Source organism: Streptomyces sp. NPDC046925 (assembly GCF_040644915.1).
Lineage (GTDB): Bacteria > Actinomycetota > Actinomycetes > Streptomycetales > Streptomycetaceae > Streptomyces.
In genome coordinates this window covers 1,230,357-1,248,612 of the sequence record NZ_JBEYWZ010000002.1, presented here as the reverse complement: position 1 = coordinate 1,248,612, position 18,256 = coordinate 1,230,357, and the positions used below count along the sequence as shown (strand labels likewise).

Sequence of the window (18,256 nt, the reverse complement as noted above, 5' to 3'; positions counted from 1 at the left end):
GAGTCATCGTGCGTATCGGTTCGTCCGCGGGACGTCTGTTCACTGCCGGGGCCGTGTGTGCGGTTCTGCTGGCCGGGAGCGGGGGCGCCGTCGCCGCTGCCCCCGCGCAGCCGTCCGCGGTTTCCGTCGCCGGGGGTTCGTACGCAAAGCTGCGTTCCCTGGCCGATCTCGCCGCCCAGCGCCTGGCCACCGCCGATCTCGTCGCCGCCGCGAAGTACGGCACGGACAGCCCGATCGACGACCCTGCCCGTGAGCAGCAGGTGCTCGACGACGTCGCGCGGCAGGCGCGGGAGCTGGGCGCCGACCCCGAGGCGACCGTGCGGATCTTCCGGGACCAGATCGAGGCCAACAAGGTCGTGCAGCGCGAACTGCACCGGCGGTGGGACGCGGACCCTTCGCAGGCGCCGACGCCGGAGGAGCGGCCTGACCTCGCGGAGGTCCGCAAGGAGATCAACCGGGTGAACGGGGAGCTGGTGCGGGGCATCGCCGGGTCGCCCGGCGCGCGTGCCGCGGGGTCCTGCCGCGGGCTCGTGACCCTCGGCGCCCTGCATGTGCGGCATGACCGGCAGCTTGACGCTCTGCATACGGTCGCTCTGGAGCGGGCGCTGCGGTCCGTCTGTGCCGGTTGAGCCCTCCTGGCCCGCCGCTTCGCGGCGGAGTTTTTCCCGCCCGCCCACCCGATTACCCCGCATCCGACCCGGTTGCGATCAACCCCCCGCCGCCACCGCCTTCGCCCACCGGTAGTCCGCCTTGCCGCTCGGCGAGCGTTGGATCTGCGGGGTGAAGACCGCGGCGCGGGGGATCTTGTAGCCGGCCAGGCGCGTGCGGCAGTGGGTCTGGATGGCTTCGAGGTCCAAGGGGGCCGCGCCGTCGCGGAGTTGGACCACCGCGGCGACGCGGTTGCCCCAGCGCTGGTCGGGGACCCCGGTGACCAGGGCGTCGTACACGTCCGGATGTGACTTCAGCGCCTGCTCGACCTCCTCCGGATACACCTTCTCGCCACCGGTGTTGATGCACTGCGAACCCCGGCCGAGGACGGTGACGATGCCGTCCTCGTCGACGGTGGCCATGTCGCCGAGCAGCACCCACCGCTCGTCGCCCTTCTGGAAGAACGTCTCGGCGGTCTTCGCCGGGTCGTTGTAGTAGCCGAGCGGCACATGGCCGCGCTGGGCGAGCCGGCCGATCTCGCCCACCGCCACCGGCTCGTGCGTGACCTGGTCCACCACCTGCGTCCGTTCGTTGACCTCCAGGCGGAAGCCCTTCTCCGGACCCGAGTCGTCCGTGGCCTTGCCGTTGGAGCCGGACTCGGAGGAACCGAAGTTGTTCAGGAGCAGGACGTTCGGAGCGAGCTCCTGGAACTGGTCGCGCACCGTCTCCGACATGATCGCCCCGGAGGACGAGACGCTGAAGAGCGACGACAGATCCGTGCCCTTGAGCGGGCCGTGCAGGGCGTCGATGAGCGGCCTGAGCATCGCGTCGCCCACCAGGGACACGCTGGAGACCTTCTCCCGCTCTATGGTGCGCAGCACCTCTTCGGGGACGTATTTGCGGTGAATGGCCACCCGCTGGCCGTAGTTGAAGGCGATGAACGACGTCAGCGTCGACGTGCCGTGCATCAGCGGGGGAGTGGGGAAGAACGTGATGCCGGGTCCGCCCGCCGCGACGCGCTCCGCCAGCTCGTCGGGCCGCTTCACCGGCTCCCCCGCGGGCTCGCCGCCGAAGAGACCGGCGAAGAACAGGTCCTCCTGGCGCCACATGACACCCTTGGGCATGCCCGTGGTGCCACCGGTGTAGATGATGAACAGGTCGTCGGGCGAGCGGGCCCCGAATCCGCGCTCCGGTGAACCCGCCGCCTCCGCGTCGGCGAAGGCCACCACGTCGAGCGCGGGCGCGTCGGCCGGCGGGGTCCCCACCCGCACCAGATGCCGCAGCTTCTCCGTCCGCGGCAGCGCCGCCGCGACCCGCTCGGTGAACTCCGCGTCGAAGACGAGCGCGGCGAGGTCCGCGTCGCGGTAGAGGTAGACCAGTTCCTCCTCCACGTAGCGGTAGTTGACGTTGACCGGCACGAGCCGCGCCTTGAGGCAGGCGAGCACGGTCTGGAGGTACTCGACGCCGTTGTAGAGATGGAGCCCCAGATGTTCGCCGGGCTCGAGCCCCCTGTCGATCAGATGGTGCGCGAGGCGGTTGGCGGCCCGGTCGAGCTCGGCGTACGTCAGCCTGCGTTCCGCCCCGGTACCGGGGTGATCGATGTACACGAGCGCCTCGCGGTCGGGGACCACGTCGACGACCGACTCGAACAGGTCGGCAAGGTTGTACTCCACCGCTCCTCCTGACCCCGGCGTCATCTCTTCTGGCGGTCATCAGAGCAGAGGCACCCACAAGTGGGAAGGGTCCTCGTGGAAGAAATCTGACTGCCTGTCAGAAAACTCTTGAACTGGCTCCCCGCCTACTGCAACCTGTTCCAGGTCCGAAGCCGACGGCAAGAAGGAGCACGGCCATGGGTGGGACGGAACATCTCGCTGTGCAGCGCGAGGGCGCCACACTGATACTCACGCTCAACCGGCCGGAAGCGAAGAACGCGCTCTCGCTGCCGATGCTGGTGGGCCTCTACGACGGGTGGCTCGCCGCCGACGAGGACGACGCGATCCGCTCCGTCGTGCTCACCGGCGCGGGCGGCGCGTTCTGCGCCGGGATGGACCTCAAGGCCCTCGCGGGCAAGGGGATGGACGGGGAGCAGTACCGGGACCGGATGAAGGCCGACCCCGATCTGCACTGGAAGGCGATGCTGCGCCACCACCGCCCCCGCAAACCCGTCATCGCCGCGGTCGAGGGGTACTGCGTCGCGGGCGGCACCGAGATCCTCCAGGGCACGGACATCCGGGTCGCGGCCGAGTCCGCGACGTTCGGGCTCTTCGAGGTCAAGCGCGGCCTCTTCCCCATCGGCGGCTCGACCGTGCGCCTGCCTCGCCAGATTCCCCGTACGCACGCCCTGGAAATGCTGCTCACCGGGCGGCCCTACTCGGCGGCCGAGGCCGCGTCGATCGGCCTGGTCGGTCACGTCGTCCCGGACGGCACCGCGCTGGAGAAGGCCCTCGCCATCGCCGAGCAGATCAACGCGTGCGGGCCGCTCGCCGTGGAGGCGGTCAAGGCGTCCGTGTACGAGGCCGCGGAGATGTCCGAGACGGACGGTCTCGCCGCGGAGCTGAAGCGGGGGTGGCCGATCTTTGACACCGCCGATGCGAAAGAGGGCTCCAGAGCCTTTGCGGAGAAGCGGCCCCCGGAGTTTCGGCGGGCCTAGGTCTCATTTCGGCTGCGGGGCCGGTGTGGCTGGTCGCGCAGTTCCCCGCGCCCCTGCGGGGCGCTCCCGCTCCCCCCGTCGTCGTCGAGAAACGGAGTTCTGCTCATGGCATCCGCTCCCTCACCCGAAGTGTTGCGTGCGCCGCTTGTACTGGAGTTTCCCTTCACCCGGTCCCTCGGGCCCGTGCAGAGTGCGTTTCTGACCGGGCTGCGCGAGCGGACCGTGCTCGGCGTGAAGGCCGAGGACGGCAGGACGCTCGTCCCGCCCGTCGAGTACGACCCCGTGACCGCCGAAGAGATACGTGACCTGGTCGAGGTCGGCGCCACCGGCACCGTCACCACCTGGGCCTGGAACCACGAACCCCGCAGGGGACAACCCCTGGACACCCCCTTCGCCTGGGTCCTGGTGAAGCTCGACGGCGCCGACACCGCCCTGCTGCACGCCCTGGACGTACCGGGACCCGACGCCGTCGGGACCGGCATGCGGGTACGGATCCGCTGGGCCGCCGAACGCATCGGCGCCATCACCGACATCGCCTGCTTCGAGCCGGACGACGGACAGGCGGAAGCCGAAGTCCGCCCGCACAGCGGTGAGTTCGCCGACCCCGTCACCGGCATCGTCGCCCTCGCGCGCCTCGACTACACCTACGCGCCCGGCCGCGCCCAGACCGCCTACATCCGGGCGCTCTCCGACCAGCGGACCGTCGGCGAGCGCTGCCCCTCCTGCCGCAAGGTCTACGTCCCGCCGCGCGGCGCCTGCCCCACCTGCGGCGTCGCCACGACCGAGCGCGTCGAGGTCGGGCCGCGCGGCACCGTCACCACGTACTGCATCGTCAACATCAAGGCGAAGAACCTCGACATCGAAGTGCCCTACGTCTACGCGCACATCGCCCTGGACGGCGCCGACCTCGCCCTGCACGCGCGGATCGCGGGCATCCCCTACGACCAGGTGCGGATGGGCCTGCGCGTCGAGCCGGTGTGGACCGAGGGCGCCCGCTTCCCCGATCACTACCGGCCCACGGGCGAGCCGGACGCCGACTACGACACGTACAAGGAGCTGGTGTAGATGCCGTCCGCGAAGCCGTCCGTGATGCGGCCCGTCCGGGACATCGCCGTCGTGGCCTTCGGGCAGACCGACCATCTGCGCTCCACCGACGAGCTCTCCGAGGTGGAGATGCTCATGCCGGTCCTGCACCAGGTCCTGGCGGCCACCGGCCTGAAGACCAGCGACATCGGCTTCACCTGCTCCGGCTCCTCGGACTACCTCGCGGGCCGCGCCTTCTCCTTCACGATGGCGCTCGACGGGGTCGGCGCCTGGCCGCCGATCTCCGAGTCGCACGTCGAGATGGACGGAGCCTGGGCGCTGTACGAGGCATGGACCAAGCTGCTCACCGGAGACGCCGACACCGCGCTCGTGTACTCCTACGGCAAATCGTCCCCCGGCTCGGTGCGCGACGTGCTGACCCGGCAGCTCGACCCGTACTACGTGGCGCCCCTGTGGCCGGACTCGGTGGCGCTCGCGGCCCTCCAGGCGCAGGCCCTGATCGACGCGGGCGACGCCGACGAGCCCGCACTCGCCGGGGTGGCCGCGCGCAGCCGCCAGGACGCGTCCGCCAACTCCCATGCGCAGCTGAGCGGTTCCGTGCCGCAGGGCGACTACGTCGTACGGCCGCTGCGCACCGGCGACTGCCCGCCCGTCGGCGACGGGGCCGCCGCCGTGATCCTCGCGGCGGGGGAGCGGGCCCGCGAGCTGTGCGAGCGGCCCGCGTGGATCCGCGGGATCGACCACCGCATCGAGGCGCACGGCCTCGGCGTGCGCGACCTGACCGACTCGCCGTCCAGCCGCCTGGCCGCCGAACGGGCCGGCGCCTTCGAACGGCCCGTGGACACCGCCGAGTTGCACGCTCCGTTCACCTCCCAGGAGGTCGTCCTGCGCAAGGCGCTGAAGCTCGGCGACGACGTCGCGGTCAACCCGTCCGGCGGCGCCCTCGCCGCCAACCCCGTCATGGCCGCCGGCCTGATCCGGCTCGGCGAAGCCGCCGCCCGCATCCACCGGGGCGAGTCCGACCGGGCCCTCGCCCACGCCACATCCGGCCCCTGCCTGCAGCAGAACCTGGTCGCCGTCCTGGAAGGAGATGCGTGATGAGTGGGGTGATGAGCGGCCGCCCGGGCAAGGAGCCCGTGGCCGTCGTCGGGATCGGCCAGACCAAGCACGTCGCCGCCCGGCGGGACGTGTCGATCGCGGGGCTCGTCCGGGAGGCCGCCCAACGGGCGCTGAAGGACGCGGAGCTGACCTGGGCCGACATCGACGCCGTGGTCATCGGTAAGGCGCCGGACTTCTTCGAGGGCGTCATGATGCCCGAGCTGTACCTCGCCGACGCACTCGGCGCGGTGGGCAAACCCATGCTCCGCGTCCACACGGCGGGCTCCGTCGGCGGCTCCACCGCCCTGGTCGCCGCCAACCTGGTCGCGGGCCGCGTCCACGGCACCGTACTGACCCTCGCCTTCGAAAAACAGTCGGAATCCAACGCGATGTGGGGGCTCTCCCTGCCCATCCCGTTCCAGCAGCCGCTCCTCGCGGGCGCGGGCGGCTTCTTCGCACCGCACGTGCGTGCGTACATGCGGCGCACCGGCGCCCCCGACTCCGTGGGCTCGCTCGTCGCGTACAAGGACCGGCGCAACGCCCTGAAGAACCCCTACGCCCACCTCCACGAGCAGGACATCACTCTGGAGAAGGTGCAGGCGTCGCCCATGCTCTGGGACCCGATCCGCTACTCCGAGACCTGCCCCTCATCCGACGGGGCCTGCGCGATGATCCTCACCGACCGTGCGGGCGCGAGCCGTTCGCCCCGCCCGCCGGCCTGGATGCACGGCGGCGCGATGCGCAGCGAACCCACCCTCTTCGCGGGCAAGGACTTCGTGTCGCCGCAGGCCGGCAAGGACTGCGCGGCCGACGTCTACCGGCAGGCGGGCGTCACGGACCCGCGGCGCGACATCGACGCGGTCGAGATGTACGTGCCGTTCTCCTGGTACGAGCCGATGTGGCTGGAGAACCTCGGCTTCGCCGCGGAGGGCGAGGGCTGGAAGCTGACCGAATCGGGCGTGACGGAGCTGGACGGCGATCTGCCCGTCAACATGTCGGGCGGCGTCCTGTCCACCAACCCCATCGGCGCCTCCGGCATGATCCGCTTTGCCGAAGCGGCACTTCAGGTGCGCGGCCAGGCGGGCGAGCACCAGATCGACGGGGCCCGCAGGGCGCTCGGACACGCGTACGGAGGCGGCTCGCAGTTCTTCTCCATGTGGCTGGTCGGAGCCGAGCCGCCCAGCACGTGACGGGTGCGTCGGGCCGGACGGGCGGGCGTCCTCGCTTCCGCGGCCTGTCCGGCACCCGAAGCGAAAGCTAGGCTGGCGGGCGGACGACGCATCGGGAGGAGCACGGACGTGGCCGAAGGCACCATTCAGCAGCATCCGCTCGCAGGTCAGCAGCGCCCGCTCGCGGGCTGGGACAAGCCGGAGCTCGACCTCAGCACAGCGGACTGGCAATCGGGCAGCGAGGGGCGGGGTGACGTGGAGATCGCCTTTGTCGAAGGTTTCATCGCGATGCGCAACGCCGGCCGGCCCGAGAGCCCGTCCCTCATCTTCACTCCGGCGGAGTGGGGAGCGTTCGTGCATGGTGCGCGCTCGGGGGAATTCGATCTGACGTAGGCCGTGCGGGCGTTGTGGACCCTCGTCTCCGGCTGTCGCGACCGTTCGCGGCGCCCGCCGTGCTGACCTGGTCGTCCCGGACTCCGGAAGCGGAGCCGGTCGACCTCGGCACTGCGCCGGAGACGAGGAAGCCATGAGTGACGATGCGCCCGCCGGACCCGTAGTGGTGGCCGTCGACGGATCATCGGGCGGCGACCATGCCCTGGAATGGGCGCTGCACGCGGCGCGGCTGCGGCAGGCGCCGCTGCGGATCGTGCACGTGCGGCAGTACGCGATGCCGCTGGCCGACGGCCCGTACATGCCGACCATCGACCACCGCCCCGACGCGGACCCGGTCGTCGACCGGGTGCGCCGGAGCCTGGAGGGGCGGGCGGATCTGCCCGAGCTGACGGTCGAGGTGGTGGACGGGGCGCCGGGGCACGCCATTCCGCGGCTCGGCGACACGGCGCAGCTCCTGGTCCTCGGGTCGCGCGGCCGGGGCGGCTTCACCAGCCTGCTGCTCGGCTCGAACGGGCTCGCGAGTGCGCGGGACGCGGCGTGCCCCGTGGTCGTGGTGCGGCCGGGCGAAGAGGTCACTGCAGGGGCCGGGCCGTGCGTGGTGCTCGGGCTCGACGCGCTCACCCCGCACGAGGACACGATCGGCTTCGCCTTCGCGGAGGCGGCGCTGCGGGGCGCGGTGCTCCGGGTCGTCTGCGCCTACCCCGGGCCCGTACTCGTCTACACGGCCACCGGCGACTTCGTGACCTCGGCCGAAGCGGACGAGGCGAGTTCGAAGGAGTACACGCGGCTCGCGGACGAGCAGCTCGCGCCTTTCAGGGAGCGGTACCCCGGTGTGCGTGTCGAGCAGGAGATCCTGCCGGGCGATGCGGCGGGCCTCCTGGTGGACGCGTCGAGGGAGGCGGAACTCGTGGTGGTGGGACGCCATCGGCGGGGGAGGTCACTGGGGCGCCTGATGGGATCGGTGACCAACGCGGTGCTGCTGCACGCGCGGGGAGCGGTGGCCGTCGTGCCGCCGGAGCCCCGGTAGGGCCGCGCGGGCTGGCTCGGTAGGGCTGCACGCACCGGCTCGGTAGGGCTGCACGCACCGGCGCAGTCGGGTCTCACGTACCGGTCCGGTAGGGCCCCACACCTGTCCGGTAGGGGCCCCACACACCGGTCCGGTAGGGCCCACGCACCGGTCCGGTCGGGGCGTCTCACCGCAGCACCACGCACCCCCGCCCCTCCAGCCTCCGCAGCAGCGCCTCCGGCACCGCGACCTCGTTCCAGCGAAGGTCCAGCTTTTCCAGCGACGGCAGGTCGCCGATCCAGAACGGAAGCTCGCGCAGCCGGTTGGACCGCAGGTCGACGCGCCGCAGCAGCGGCAGACCGCGCAGGGCCGCCGGGACCGTCGTGAACCGGTTCTCGCGCAGCTCCAGTTCACGCAGCGCCCCGAGACGGCCGAACGCGAGGGGCAGCGACGTGAGGCGGTTGCCGCGCAGCCAGAGTTCGCGCAGCGAGGTGAGGCCGCCGAGCGAGGCAGGCAGCGAGGTCAGACGGTTGTGCTGGGCGCGCAGCTCCACCAGGGCGGTGAGCGAACCCAGGCTGTCCGGCAGCGCCGTCAGCCGGTTCTCGCCCACGTTGAGGTACGCGAGGCGCTTCAGCCTGCCCAGGGAGTACGGCAGTGCGGTGAGCCGATTGTCGTGGACGTAGAGGAACCGGCTCAGGCCCGTCAGGTCGCCCAGCTCGCGCGGCAGCTCGGTCAGCCGGTTGTGGCCCAGGTCCAGGGTGTGCAGCGAAGCCAGGGTGCCGATGCGGGCGGGGAGCCGCGTGAGCGCGTTGTCGGGCAGGAGCAGGGACTCCAGGGACGGATGGTGCCAGACCTCGTCGGGCACCTCGCTCAGGCCGCCGCGCCAGTAGGTGAGTACGTTCCCGGTGCCGTTCGCCACGCCAGGGTCCCTTCGTCCGAGGTGCATGCCCCAGCCAACCGCACCGCTGTGGCCGAACCGGCTCCCGGCGGCCCCCGCGGGCGTAATCTGAAGTGGCCAAGAGCCAAGGCACGCGCCGCGGGAAGTGCCCGGCGCACCACCGTGGCGGGGGGTGTCCCATGGTGCATCATGGCACCGACGGCAAGCGGCCCCTCTTCGAGCGCGAAAGTGAACTCGCGGCCGTGGAAGAGGCGTTGAGCGAGCTGTGCGCTCTGTCACGCGACGGATCCGAGCCCGTGGACCGGTCCCGGGGCGCCCTCATCGCCTTCGCGGGGCGCGCGGGCCTCGGCAAGACCTCCCTCCTGGCCGAGACCAAGCGCCGCGCCGCCGCCAAGGGCTGCACCGTGGCCCTCGCCCGCGGCGGCGACCAGGAGCAGCGGGTCGCCTTCCACGTGGCGCGGCAACTGGTCCAGCCGCTGCTCGCCCCCGTCCCCGACGCGGAACTGCGCGAAGTCCTCGGCAGCTGGTACGCCATCGTCGGCCCGGCCCTCGGCCTCTGCGCCCCGCCGGACGACGCGCCGCCCGACCCGCAGGGCCTGCGCGACGGGCTCGACTGGATGCTCACCCATCTCGCCGTGCAGCGCGCCCCGCTGGTGGTCGTGATCGACGACGCGCACTGGGCCGACGCCGAGTCCCTGAGCTGGCTCTCCGCCTTCGCGCCCCGCGCGGAATCCCTGCCGCTGCTGCTCGTCGTCGCCTACCGGCCCGAGGAACTGCCCGCCCACGCCGAGGAGTTCAGAGATCTGCCCGGACGCGCAGGGCAGCGCCCCATCGGACTCGAACCGCTCAGCGCGGGCGCCGTCGCCCGCCTCGTGCGCGACACGCTCGGCACCCGCGCCGACGACGCGTTCTGCCGCGAATGCTGGGCGGTCACCGCGGGCAACCCCTTCGAGGCGGTGGAACTGACCGCCAAGGTGCACGACCGCGGGCTCACCCCCGACGAGTCAGGAGCGCGCCTGCTGCGCGACCTCGCTGCAGCCGTCAAGGGCAGCGGCCTCGTCGCCCGCATGGAGCGCCTTGGCACCTCCACGGTCCGCTTCGCCTGGGCCTGCGCCGTCCTCGGCACCTCCATCTGCCCCTCGCTCGCCGCGGCCGTCGCGGGCATCGGCGAGCGGGAGACCGCCGACTGCGCCGACCGGCTGCGCCGCGCCCGCGTCCTGACCGGCGGCGTCGACACCCTGGAGTTCGTGCACCCGCTCATCGCCACCGCCGTCTACCGCGCCATCCCCGCCGGTGTCCGCGTCGCCCTGCACGGCCAGGCCGCCTGGGCCGTGATCAACGCGGGGCTCGGCGCGTCCGCCGCCGCCCGTCACCTCCTCGAAGTCCACCCCGACGGCGACACCTGGGTCGTGCGGCAACTGCGCTCCGCGGCCCGCGAGACCGTCCGCGCGGGCGCCCCCGACGCAGCCCGCCGCTATCTCGCCCGCGCCCTGCGCGAACCCCCGCCCTGGGAGGACCGAGCCGCCGTCCTCTACGAACTGGGCTGCGCCTCCCTCCTGACCGAACCGGCGACCACCGTCAACCATCTGCGCGCCGCACTCGAAGAGCCCATCACCGACCCCGCCCTGCGGCAGGGCATCGTCTACCGCCTCTCCCAGGTCCTCGCCCACTCCGACCGCCTGGGCGAGGCCTCCGACACCCTCGCCCGCGAGATCCGCGTGACCACCGAGCCGCGCGTACGGATGCGGATGCAGGCCGAGCAGTTCATGTGGGACGCCTTCCGGGCCGACGAACCGGACTCGCCCGCCCGCTCCCGGCGCCTGGCCCGCCTCGCCGACCGGCTGCCCGGCCGCGACCTCACCGAGCGGTACATCATCGGGCTGCGCGCCTGGGACGCGACACTGCGCGCCGAACCCGCGGCCACCGCCGTCCGGCACGCCGAGCGCGCCCTGGTCGGCGGGCTCGGCTGGGCCGAGGAGGACCGCGGCTTCGAGGTCCCCGTCCTGGTCGCGCTCACCTTCCTGTACGCCGACCGGCCGGGGCGGGCGGAGCAGCTGTTCGCCGCGGGGATCGCCGACTTCGAGAGCCAAGGCTGGCGCGGCGCCCACCTGTCGTTCGGGTACACCCTGCTCGCCTACATCCGCTACCGCCGCGGACGCCTCGCCGAAGCCGAGGACTTCGTGCGCGCCGGACTGCGGATCGCCGAGCGGGTGGGTTCCGGAACACCCGCGCACTGGTACGCCGTCGGCATCCTCATCGAGATCCTGCTGGCCAGGGGCCGCGTCGCCGAGGCCACCCGCACCGCGCACGAGTACGGCTTCGGGGCACCGTTCCCCGCCGCCGTCGTCTTCCCCGACGCGCAGGCCGTACACGGCGAACTGCTGCTCGCCCGCGGCCTCACCAAGGACGCGGCCGCCGAACTCGCCGCCGCCGGGCGCCGCCTCGACCCGCGGGGCATGCGCAACCCCGCCTGGTGCCCCTGGCAGCTGCACCTCGCGCTCGCCGAGGCCGACGACGCCCCCGAGCGCGCGCTCGCCACCGCGCACGAGGCGGTCCGGCGCGCCCGCAGGTACGCCACCCCGTCGGCGGTCGGGCAGGCCCTGCGGATCACCGCCGAGGTCGCCCCGGGCTCCGAGCGCGGCAAGCTCCTGGAGGAGTCCGTCAGCCACCTGGAGCGGTCGCCCGCGGCGTACGAACTCGCCTGCGCGCTGGTCGCTCTGGGCGCCGAACTGCGGCGGGCGGGCCGCCCCAAGGACGCCGCCGACCCCCTGTACCGCGGGCTCGAAGCCGCCGTCCAGTGCGGCGCGGACGGCCTGGTCGAGCGGGCCCGCGACGAGCTGTCGGCGGCCGGTCTGCGCCCCCGCCTGCTGCACGGCACCGAGACGGACGCGCTCACAACGCGCGAGCGCACGGCCGCGGCGCTCACCGTCCGCGGCGAGCCGGCCGCCCGTATCGCCGAGGAGCTGCGCACCGACGAGCCGGCCGTCGTCCGGCTGCTCTGTGCCGTCTACCGGAAAGTGGGAACGGACCACTCCGGTCTCGCCGCCGCACTGGAGCCCCACGACCCCCGCTGACCTCGCGCGGAACACCGGCGACGCCCGCCGTACGCCGTGCGCGGACCGGCGCCGCCCCCGCGCCGGGAACCACCGCGGGACACGTACCATTGGCGCATGTCCTTCCTCCGCCGCCGCAGCTCCGCCACTCCCGCTGGCCCGGACTTCGATGTCCTCGCCATGGACCCGGGTGACTGGCCCGGCAACCTCGGCGCGGGCCTGCTGCCCGCCCCCGACGGCAGCTGCCAGGGCGTTTTCCTGCGCTATGACCTCTTCGGCGGGCGCGGCCCCGCGATGATCATCGGCAATCTGCCCGAGGGCTCCCCGGCGCGTGAGACCGCCGACGACGAGGTGCCCTTCGAGGTGGCCCAGCTGCTGCTCGCGCTGGAGAACGACGAGGAGATCACCGTCGTCTCCTCCGAGGACATGCCGGTGATGCAGGGCGACAACCTCCTCATCGTGCGCCGCCTCAAGCTCTCGGAGAGCCGCATCTCCTGCGTGCAGTTCGACCGCAGCGACGGCGTCCTCGTCACCATCGCCGCCTGGGACCGGCCGATCACCGACGATCTGTACGCCCTCCTGAAGCCGCTGCCCGCCGAGCTCTTCCAGCAGGGCTGACCCGCCCCGGTCCGCTCGGCCGCCGACCCACCCCTTCTCTTAAAGGGGTGGGTTTTGTCATGCGCCTTGCCAGGCCAGTCATCGGACTTTTAACGTGACCGGTCATGACTCCCGGGATCTCGCGAAGAACCACGATGAAGTCCGCCGTAGGTAGTGCAGCCGCACTGGCATCGGGTGGAGGCGTGCTTTCCGGTGCCGCGTCCGCTGCCGAGTCCACTGCTGAGCGGCCCCGTGAAACCTCCGATGAATTGCTGCTCTGGTATGCGGCGCCCGCCGCCGACTGGGAGCGTGAGGCGCTCCCCGTCGGCAACGGCGCACTCGGCGCCATGGTCTTCGGCGCCCTCGCCTCCGAGCGGCTCCAGTTCAACGAGAAGACCCTGTGGACCGGCGGCCCCGGCTCCCGCGAGGGCTACGACCACGGCGACTGGCGCGAGCCCCGGCCCGGCGCCCTCGACGCCGTCCGCGAGGAACTGGACGAGAAGGGCACCCTCACGCCCGACGCCGTCGCCGCCGAGCTCGGCCAGCCCCGCCGCGGCTACGGCGCCCACCAGACCTTCGGCGATCTGCACCTGGACATGGCGGACGCACCCGCCGCGCCCGACGCCGCCTATCGCCGCTCCCTCGACCTCCGCAGGGGCCTCGCGACCGTCACGTACACCCACCGACAGGTGCGCCACGCAAGGGAGTTCTTCGCCTCCTGCCCCGACGGCGTGCTCGTCGGGCGTCTGAGCGCCGACCGCCCTGCGAGCGTCACCTGCACCCTGCGCCACACCTCGCCCCGCACCGACTTCACCGCGCAGGCCGCCGGAGACCGGATCACCGTACGCGGTGAACTCGCCGACAACGGGCTGCGGTTCGAGGCCCAGCTGCGCGTCGTCCAGCAGGGCGGCACGCGCACGGCGAACGCCGACGGCAGCATCACCGTCAGCGGCGCCGACCACCTCTGGTTCGCGCTCGCCGCCGGAACCGACTACGCCGACACCTACCCCGACTACCGCGGCGACGACCCGCACGCCGACGTCACCCGCACCGTCGACCGGGCCATCGCCCGCGGCCACGGCGCCCTCCGTGCCCGCCATCTGCGCGACCACGGCGACCTGTTCGGCCGGGTCGCCCTCGACATCGGCCAGGCGGCCCCCGCCGACGTACCGACCGACCAGCTGCTCAAGGGATACGGGGGAGGGGCGAGCGCCGCCGACCGCGCCCTCGAAGCGCTCTTCTTCCAGTACGGGCGCTACCTCCTCATCGCCTCGTCCCGCGCGGGCTCGCTGCCCGCCAACCTCCAGGGCGTCTGGAACAACAGCACCACACCGCCCTGGTCCGCCGACTACCACACCAACATCAACCTCCAGATGAACTACTGGCTCGCCGAGGCCGCGGGCCTCCCCGAGACCACCGCCCCCTACGACCGCTTCGTTCAGGCGCTGCGCGCTCCCGGACGGCGTACGGCGAAGGAGATGTTCGGCTCGCGGGGCTGGGTCGTGCACAACGAGACCAACCCCTACGGCTTCACCGGCGTCCACGACTGGTCGACCGCCTTCTGGTTCCCCGAGGCCGCCGCCTGGCTGACCGCGCAGCTCTACGAGCACTACCGCTTCGGCGGCTCCACGGAGTACCTGCGCTCCACCGCCTATCCGGCGATGAAGGAAGCCGCCGAGTTCTGGCTCGACAACCTGCGCACCGACCCGCGCGACGGCACCCTCGTCGTCACCCCCAGCTACTCGCCCGAGCACGGCGACTTCACCGCGGGCGACTCCATGGCCCAGCAGATCGTCCACGACCTGCTCACCAACACGTTGGAGGCCGCCCGCGTGCTCGGCGACTCCGCCGCGTTCCGCGCCGATCTCGACAAGGCGCTCGGCAAGCTCGACCCCGGCCTGCGCATCGGCTCCTGGGGCCAGCTCCAGGAGTGGAAGGCCGACCTGGACGACAGGGCCGACGACCACCGGCACGTCTCCCACCTCTACGCCCTGCACCCCGGACGCCAGATCGAACCCGGCAGCAAGTGGGCCGATGCCGCGAAAGTGTCGCTCACCGCGCGCGGCGACGGCGGGACCGGCTGGTCCAAGGCGTGGAAGGTCAACTTCTGGGCGCGTCTGCGCGACGGCGACCACGCGCACAAGATGCTCGCCGAACAGCTCAGGTCCTCGACGCTGCCCAATCTCTGGGACACCCATCCGCCGTTCCAGATCGACGGCAACTTCGGGGCGACCTCGGGGATCGTGGAGATGCTCCTGCAGAGCCAGTTCGATGTCATCGAGGTGCTGCCCGCGCTGCCCGCGAGCTGGCCCGGCGGATCGGTGCGCGGCCTGCGGGCACGCGGCGGGGCGACGCTCGACATCACGTGGTCGGGCGGACGCGCCACGCGCGTCGTGCTCACGGCGTCGCGCACCCGCCAACTCACCGTGCGCAGCAGCCTGTTAAAGGGCGGAGAGAAGACGTTCAAGGCGCGGGCCGGACAGCGGTACGTCTTCGACTGAGACCCGCATGCCGGGGCCGGGCCCGCCCCCACGCGGACCCGGCCCCGACCGTACTCGGCGGCTCTAGGAGCCCGAGCGCACCACCTTCACGTCGGCCGCGCGGACATACGCCACGCGGTGCCCGAACTGGACCTCGTAGTACATGTCCTTGCCGCGCACCACCTTGTGCGGCGCCGTGTCGAACGTCGGCGCGTAGAAGTACTCGCCCGGCACCTTGCCGCCGGTCGCGTACTGCTGTCCGGCGAGGAGCTTGTACGGCAGCGGCGTGACCGCCTGCACGGGGACGCCCGCCGGGTACGCCTCCTTCTCCGGGTAGGCGCGCCCGTACACCGGGACCTCCGTGGCGTCGCCCTTCGGCGTCACCACGAGCCCCTTGGCGTCGACGGCGGTCGGCTGCTTCTTCGGGTTCTTGAACCAGGCCTTCTGGCCCAGGTACCAGACGGCGGTCCAGTCGCCCTTGCGGTCGGCGACCGCGTACTGCTGGCCGGTGGACAGGCGCGCTCCGGTGTCGTTCACGTCGATCGTGGAGTCGCCGCCGCCGGGGCGCAGACCGATGTCCTTGATGAGCGGGGCGTCGTCACGCGGCTCGGTGTGGACGCGCACCGCGGCCGAACCGTGCGGCACGCACTTCTCGCCGGGCTTGACGCAGCCCGTGTACTCCGGCCGGTTCTCGGAGTACTCCGGTGCCACCGTCACCAGGCCGCCGTTCGGGCCCGCGGTCCGCTTGAAGGGCTTGCCCATCAGCGTGAAGTAGTGCTGCCAGTCCCAGTACGGGCCGGGGTCGGTGTGCATGCCCGCGATCGTGGAGGGCAGCGTGCCGGGGACGTTGTCGTGGCCGATGATGTGCTGACGGTCCAGCGGGATGTCGTACTTCTTCGACAGGTACTTCACCAGACGCGCCGACGAGCGGTACATGGCCTCCGTGTACCAGGTGTCGGGCGCCGTCAGGAAACCCTCGTGCTCCAGGCCGATCGACTTGGAGTTCACGTACCAGTTGCCCGCGTGCCAGGCGACGTCCTTGGCCTTCACGTGCTGGGCGATGTGGCCGTCGGTGGAGCGCAGGGTGTACTGCCAGGAGACGTACGTCGGGTCCTGCACCAGGTTCAGGACGCCTTCCCAGCGTCCCTCGGTGTCATGGATGACGATGGTGTCGATGCTGCTGCTCTTGGGCCGGTCCGCCAGGTCGTGGTTGCCGTAGTCGTCGTTGCCGTTCGGGTCCTTGAACTCCTCGTACGGCGCCGGGACCCACTCGCACGACACGGTCTTCGGACACTCGGTCTCGCCCTCGGGCGCCTTCCGCAGCCCCATGCTCCGTACCTGCGCGGCATCCGGCTTCAGCCCGCCGACCGCCGCCAGCGTCACGTGCTGCCCGGCGTCGGTGGTGCGCTCCTGGCCGTCGTGGATGACGGCGAAGACGTCATTGGCGTACGTCGCCGCGGTGGCCTGGTCGTCGGCGCCCGAGAAGCGGGCGACGGCGCCGTACCAGTCGGCGGGGTCCTCGCTCAGCGGCTTGCCGAGCTTCTTCTGCGCGGCGGCGAGCAGGGCGGCGCCGCCGCGTACGTTGGCCGCCGGGTCGGTGCGCAGCCGCTCGGCGGAAAGCCCGCTGAGCTCGGCGGCACGCGGCAACGTCTTGAGCCGTGCGGGCAGTTGCCTGTCCTCCGGCACCTCGGCCGTGAACTCCGCCGGCTTGAGGACACCCCGCGAGGAGTCGCCGCGAGGATCCTCGTCGCCCTCGCTGTGGTGCGGGGCGCCGGCGATCGCGGTCCGCGCGTCGGTGAGGTGCATCGGGCCGTAACCGCCGGTCACGCTCGGCGCGCCGCCGTGCGCGTCCCAGCGGGACTGCAGATAGGACACACCGAGCAGCACGCTCTGCGGTACGCGATATTCGGCGGCGGCGTCCGCGAAGGCGCCCTGCAACCCGTCTGCCGACGGGGAGGCGGGTACGGACGGCGCGGCACCGAGCAACGGCAGCAGCAGGCCGGCGCAGACAAGAGCACCCGCGGTCCTGACGGCGCGTCTGCGCACGGCAGGGGTGCGGGCGGTGACGGATCCTCGCAATGCAGCCTCCTGGGACGGTGAAGCGTGATGGGGCGTGCGGGGCCGGGCGTGCGTCAGTGGTACCGGCTCTCCGACGATCCGTCAATCATGCCCGGGAGAGCCAATTCCCCATGTCAGCGCCACCCCCGGCGGGTTTCGCCCCGGGAGGCCGCACGGCCTGCGGTGCGTCAGTGGATTGGACCAATGAGGTGTGGATCACCTGTTCGGGGGATCGTCCGGCGGTGCTCAGACGAAGCGGCGGATGAAGGTCAGGGCCGTGTCCGCCACCTCCTGCCAGCGGCTGTCTATCGTCAGGGCGTGGTCGCGGTCCGCCATCTCTGTGATCTCCGTGATGCCGGAGTTCTCGCGCTGCTTCTTGTACGCGCCGCTGGCCAGGGCCCAGGGCACCGCGTGGTCCTTCTCACCGGAGATGATCAGGAGGGGGCCGCGGCGGGGGTTGCGGCAGTCGACCTTCATCTCCGTGCGGGGGTTGAGGTTGGCCATGGCCGCCTGGAAGGGCGGTGCGCAGGGGGCCGGGACCGCGTACTTCTCGTAGAGCTCCCTGGCTTCGCGCTCGCTGACCGCGTTGGCGTACGCATAGCGGAACTGGTCGAAGGTCAGGGGCAGGGCGCGCTTGCGGTTGGCCGGGTTGCCGATGATCGGGCGCAGGGAGCGCAGCGTCGACAGAGGGAGCGCCATGACGCCGCGGAAGGGGACGGGGTCTATCGCCACCGACGCGGCGGAGAGGCCGCGCCCCGCGAGGATCTGCGTGAGCAGCCCTCCGACCGAGTGCCCGATGATCGCCGGTTTGCGCTCCAGGCCGTCGATCCGGCCGGCCAGGTGATCGGCGATCCGCCCCACGCTCTTGCCCGCGAGCGCGTCCGGGCGCTGCCTCGCCTCGGTGACCGTCGACGGGTCGCCGGGCCACGACAGGGCAACGGGCACATATCCGGCGGCCTCGAAGTGGGCCGACCACAGGTCCCAGCTGCTGGGCAGCATCCACAGACCATGCACGAACACGACCGGAACGCGCTCCGTGGCGGCGTTGGCGCGGTCGATCTGCTGGGCGTCATTGAGGGACATACCGAGAAGTTATGGGCGCAAGTGGCCTGGCGATAGCGGGTACTTGGCGGTATGGCCGGTGTTGCATGGAGCTTGTCCG

The 18,256-nt window shown here is 72.1% G+C and carries 14 protein-coding genes; 10 read left to right on the top strand and 4 right to left on the bottom strand.

Features of this window, described 5'->3' with window-relative positions:
• The first annotated feature begins 14 nt into the window (after positions 1-14).
• A complete protein-coding gene (aroQ, locus tag ABZ906_RS12195; protein WP_361381437.1) occupies positions 15-629 on the top strand; it encodes a gamma subclass chorismate mutase AroQ in 615 nt (204 codons plus the stop codon).
• Between the two features lie 78 nt (positions 630-707).
• Here the strand turns inward: aroQ and ABZ906_RS12190 are convergent, their stop codons facing one another.
• Positions 708-2,321, bottom strand: coding sequence for an acyl-CoA synthetase (locus tag ABZ906_RS12190; RefSeq protein ID WP_361380861.1), 1,614 nt, complete (start codon positions 2,319-2,321; stop codon positions 708-710).
• 176 nt (positions 2,322-2,497) lie between these two features.
• Between ABZ906_RS12190 and ABZ906_RS12185 the strand changes: the two genes are divergently transcribed.
• The 6 genes from ABZ906_RS12185 (at position 2,498) to ABZ906_RS12160 (ending at position 8,029) form a co-directional block, all read left to right on the top strand.
• Positions 2,498-3,298, top strand: coding sequence for a crotonase/enoyl-CoA hydratase family protein (locus ABZ906_RS12185; protein ID WP_361183174.1), 801 nt, complete (start codon positions 2,498-2,500; stop codon positions 3,296-3,298).
• 105 nt (positions 3,299-3,403) lie between these two features.
• A complete protein-coding gene (locus ABZ906_RS12180) occupies positions 3,404-4,363 on the top strand; it encodes an OB-fold domain-containing protein (protein ID WP_361380858.1) in 960 nt (319 codons plus the stop codon).
• Positions 4,364-5,440 carry a thiolase domain-containing protein gene (locus ABZ906_RS12175; protein WP_361183170.1) on the top strand — a complete coding sequence of 359 codons (1,077 nt, stop codon included), beginning with the start codon at positions 4,364-4,366 and terminating at the stop codon, positions 5,438-5,440.
• Positions 5,440-6,630 carry a thiolase domain-containing protein gene (locus tag ABZ906_RS12170; protein ID WP_361183168.1) on the top strand — a complete coding sequence of 397 codons (1,191 nt, stop codon included), beginning with the start codon at positions 5,440-5,442 and terminating at the stop codon, positions 6,628-6,630. Before ABZ906_RS12175 ends, ABZ906_RS12170 begins: the two co-directional genes overlap by 1 nt.
• A 108-nt stretch (positions 6,631-6,738) precedes the next feature.
• On the top strand, positions 6,739-7,002 hold the full coding sequence (locus ABZ906_RS12165) for a DUF397 domain-containing protein (RefSeq protein WP_361183166.1): 264 nt from the start codon (positions 6,739-6,741) through the stop codon (positions 7,000-7,002).
• Positions 7,003-7,135: 133 nt separating this feature from the next.
• Positions 7,136-8,029, top strand: coding sequence for a universal stress protein (locus ABZ906_RS12160; RefSeq protein ID WP_361380855.1), 894 nt, complete (start codon positions 7,136-7,138; stop codon positions 8,027-8,029).
• A 166-nt stretch (positions 8,030-8,195) separates the two neighbouring features.
• Here the strand turns inward: ABZ906_RS12160 and ABZ906_RS12155 are convergent, their stop codons facing one another.
• Complete coding sequence (locus ABZ906_RS12155; protein WP_361380852.1) at positions 8,196-8,927, bottom strand: leucine-rich repeat domain-containing protein; 732 nt, start codon at positions 8,925-8,927, stop codon at positions 8,196-8,198.
• Positions 8,928-9,085: 158 nt separating this feature from the next.
• On the opposite strand from ABZ906_RS12155, the gene ABZ906_RS12150 reads away from it, so the two are divergent.
• From ABZ906_RS12150 to ABZ906_RS12140, 3 genes are all read left to right on the top strand, one after another.
• Positions 9,086-11,980 (top strand): AAA family ATPase, encoded by a 2,895-nt coding sequence (locus ABZ906_RS12150; protein ID WP_361380849.1) that lies wholly within the window; start codon positions 9,086-9,088, stop codon positions 11,978-11,980.
• A gap of 96 nt (positions 11,981-12,076) precedes the next feature.
• On the top strand, positions 12,077-12,577 hold the full coding sequence (locus ABZ906_RS12145; protein ID WP_361183159.1) for a hypothetical protein: 501 nt from the start codon (positions 12,077-12,079) through the stop codon (positions 12,575-12,577).
• A 134-nt stretch (positions 12,578-12,711) separates the two neighbouring features.
• Positions 12,712-15,057: a glycoside hydrolase family 95 protein gene (locus tag ABZ906_RS12140; protein ID WP_361381434.1), complete on the top strand. Its 2,346-nt coding sequence runs from the start codon at positions 12,712-12,714 to the stop codon at positions 15,055-15,057.
• 63 nt (positions 15,058-15,120) lie between these two features.
• Here the strand turns inward: ABZ906_RS12140 and ABZ906_RS12135 are convergent, their stop codons facing one another.
• Positions 15,121-17,115, bottom strand: a complete 1,995-nt coding sequence (locus ABZ906_RS12135; RefSeq protein ID WP_361380847.1) for an N-acetylmuramoyl-L-alanine amidase — start codon at positions 17,113-17,115, stop codon at positions 15,121-15,123.
• 225 nt (positions 17,116-17,340) lie between these two features.
• Positions 17,341-18,177 (bottom strand): alpha/beta fold hydrolase, encoded by an 837-nt coding sequence (locus tag ABZ906_RS12130; RefSeq protein WP_361380844.1) that lies wholly within the window; start codon positions 18,175-18,177, stop codon positions 17,341-17,343.
• Positions 18,178-18,256: the final 79 nt, after the last annotated feature.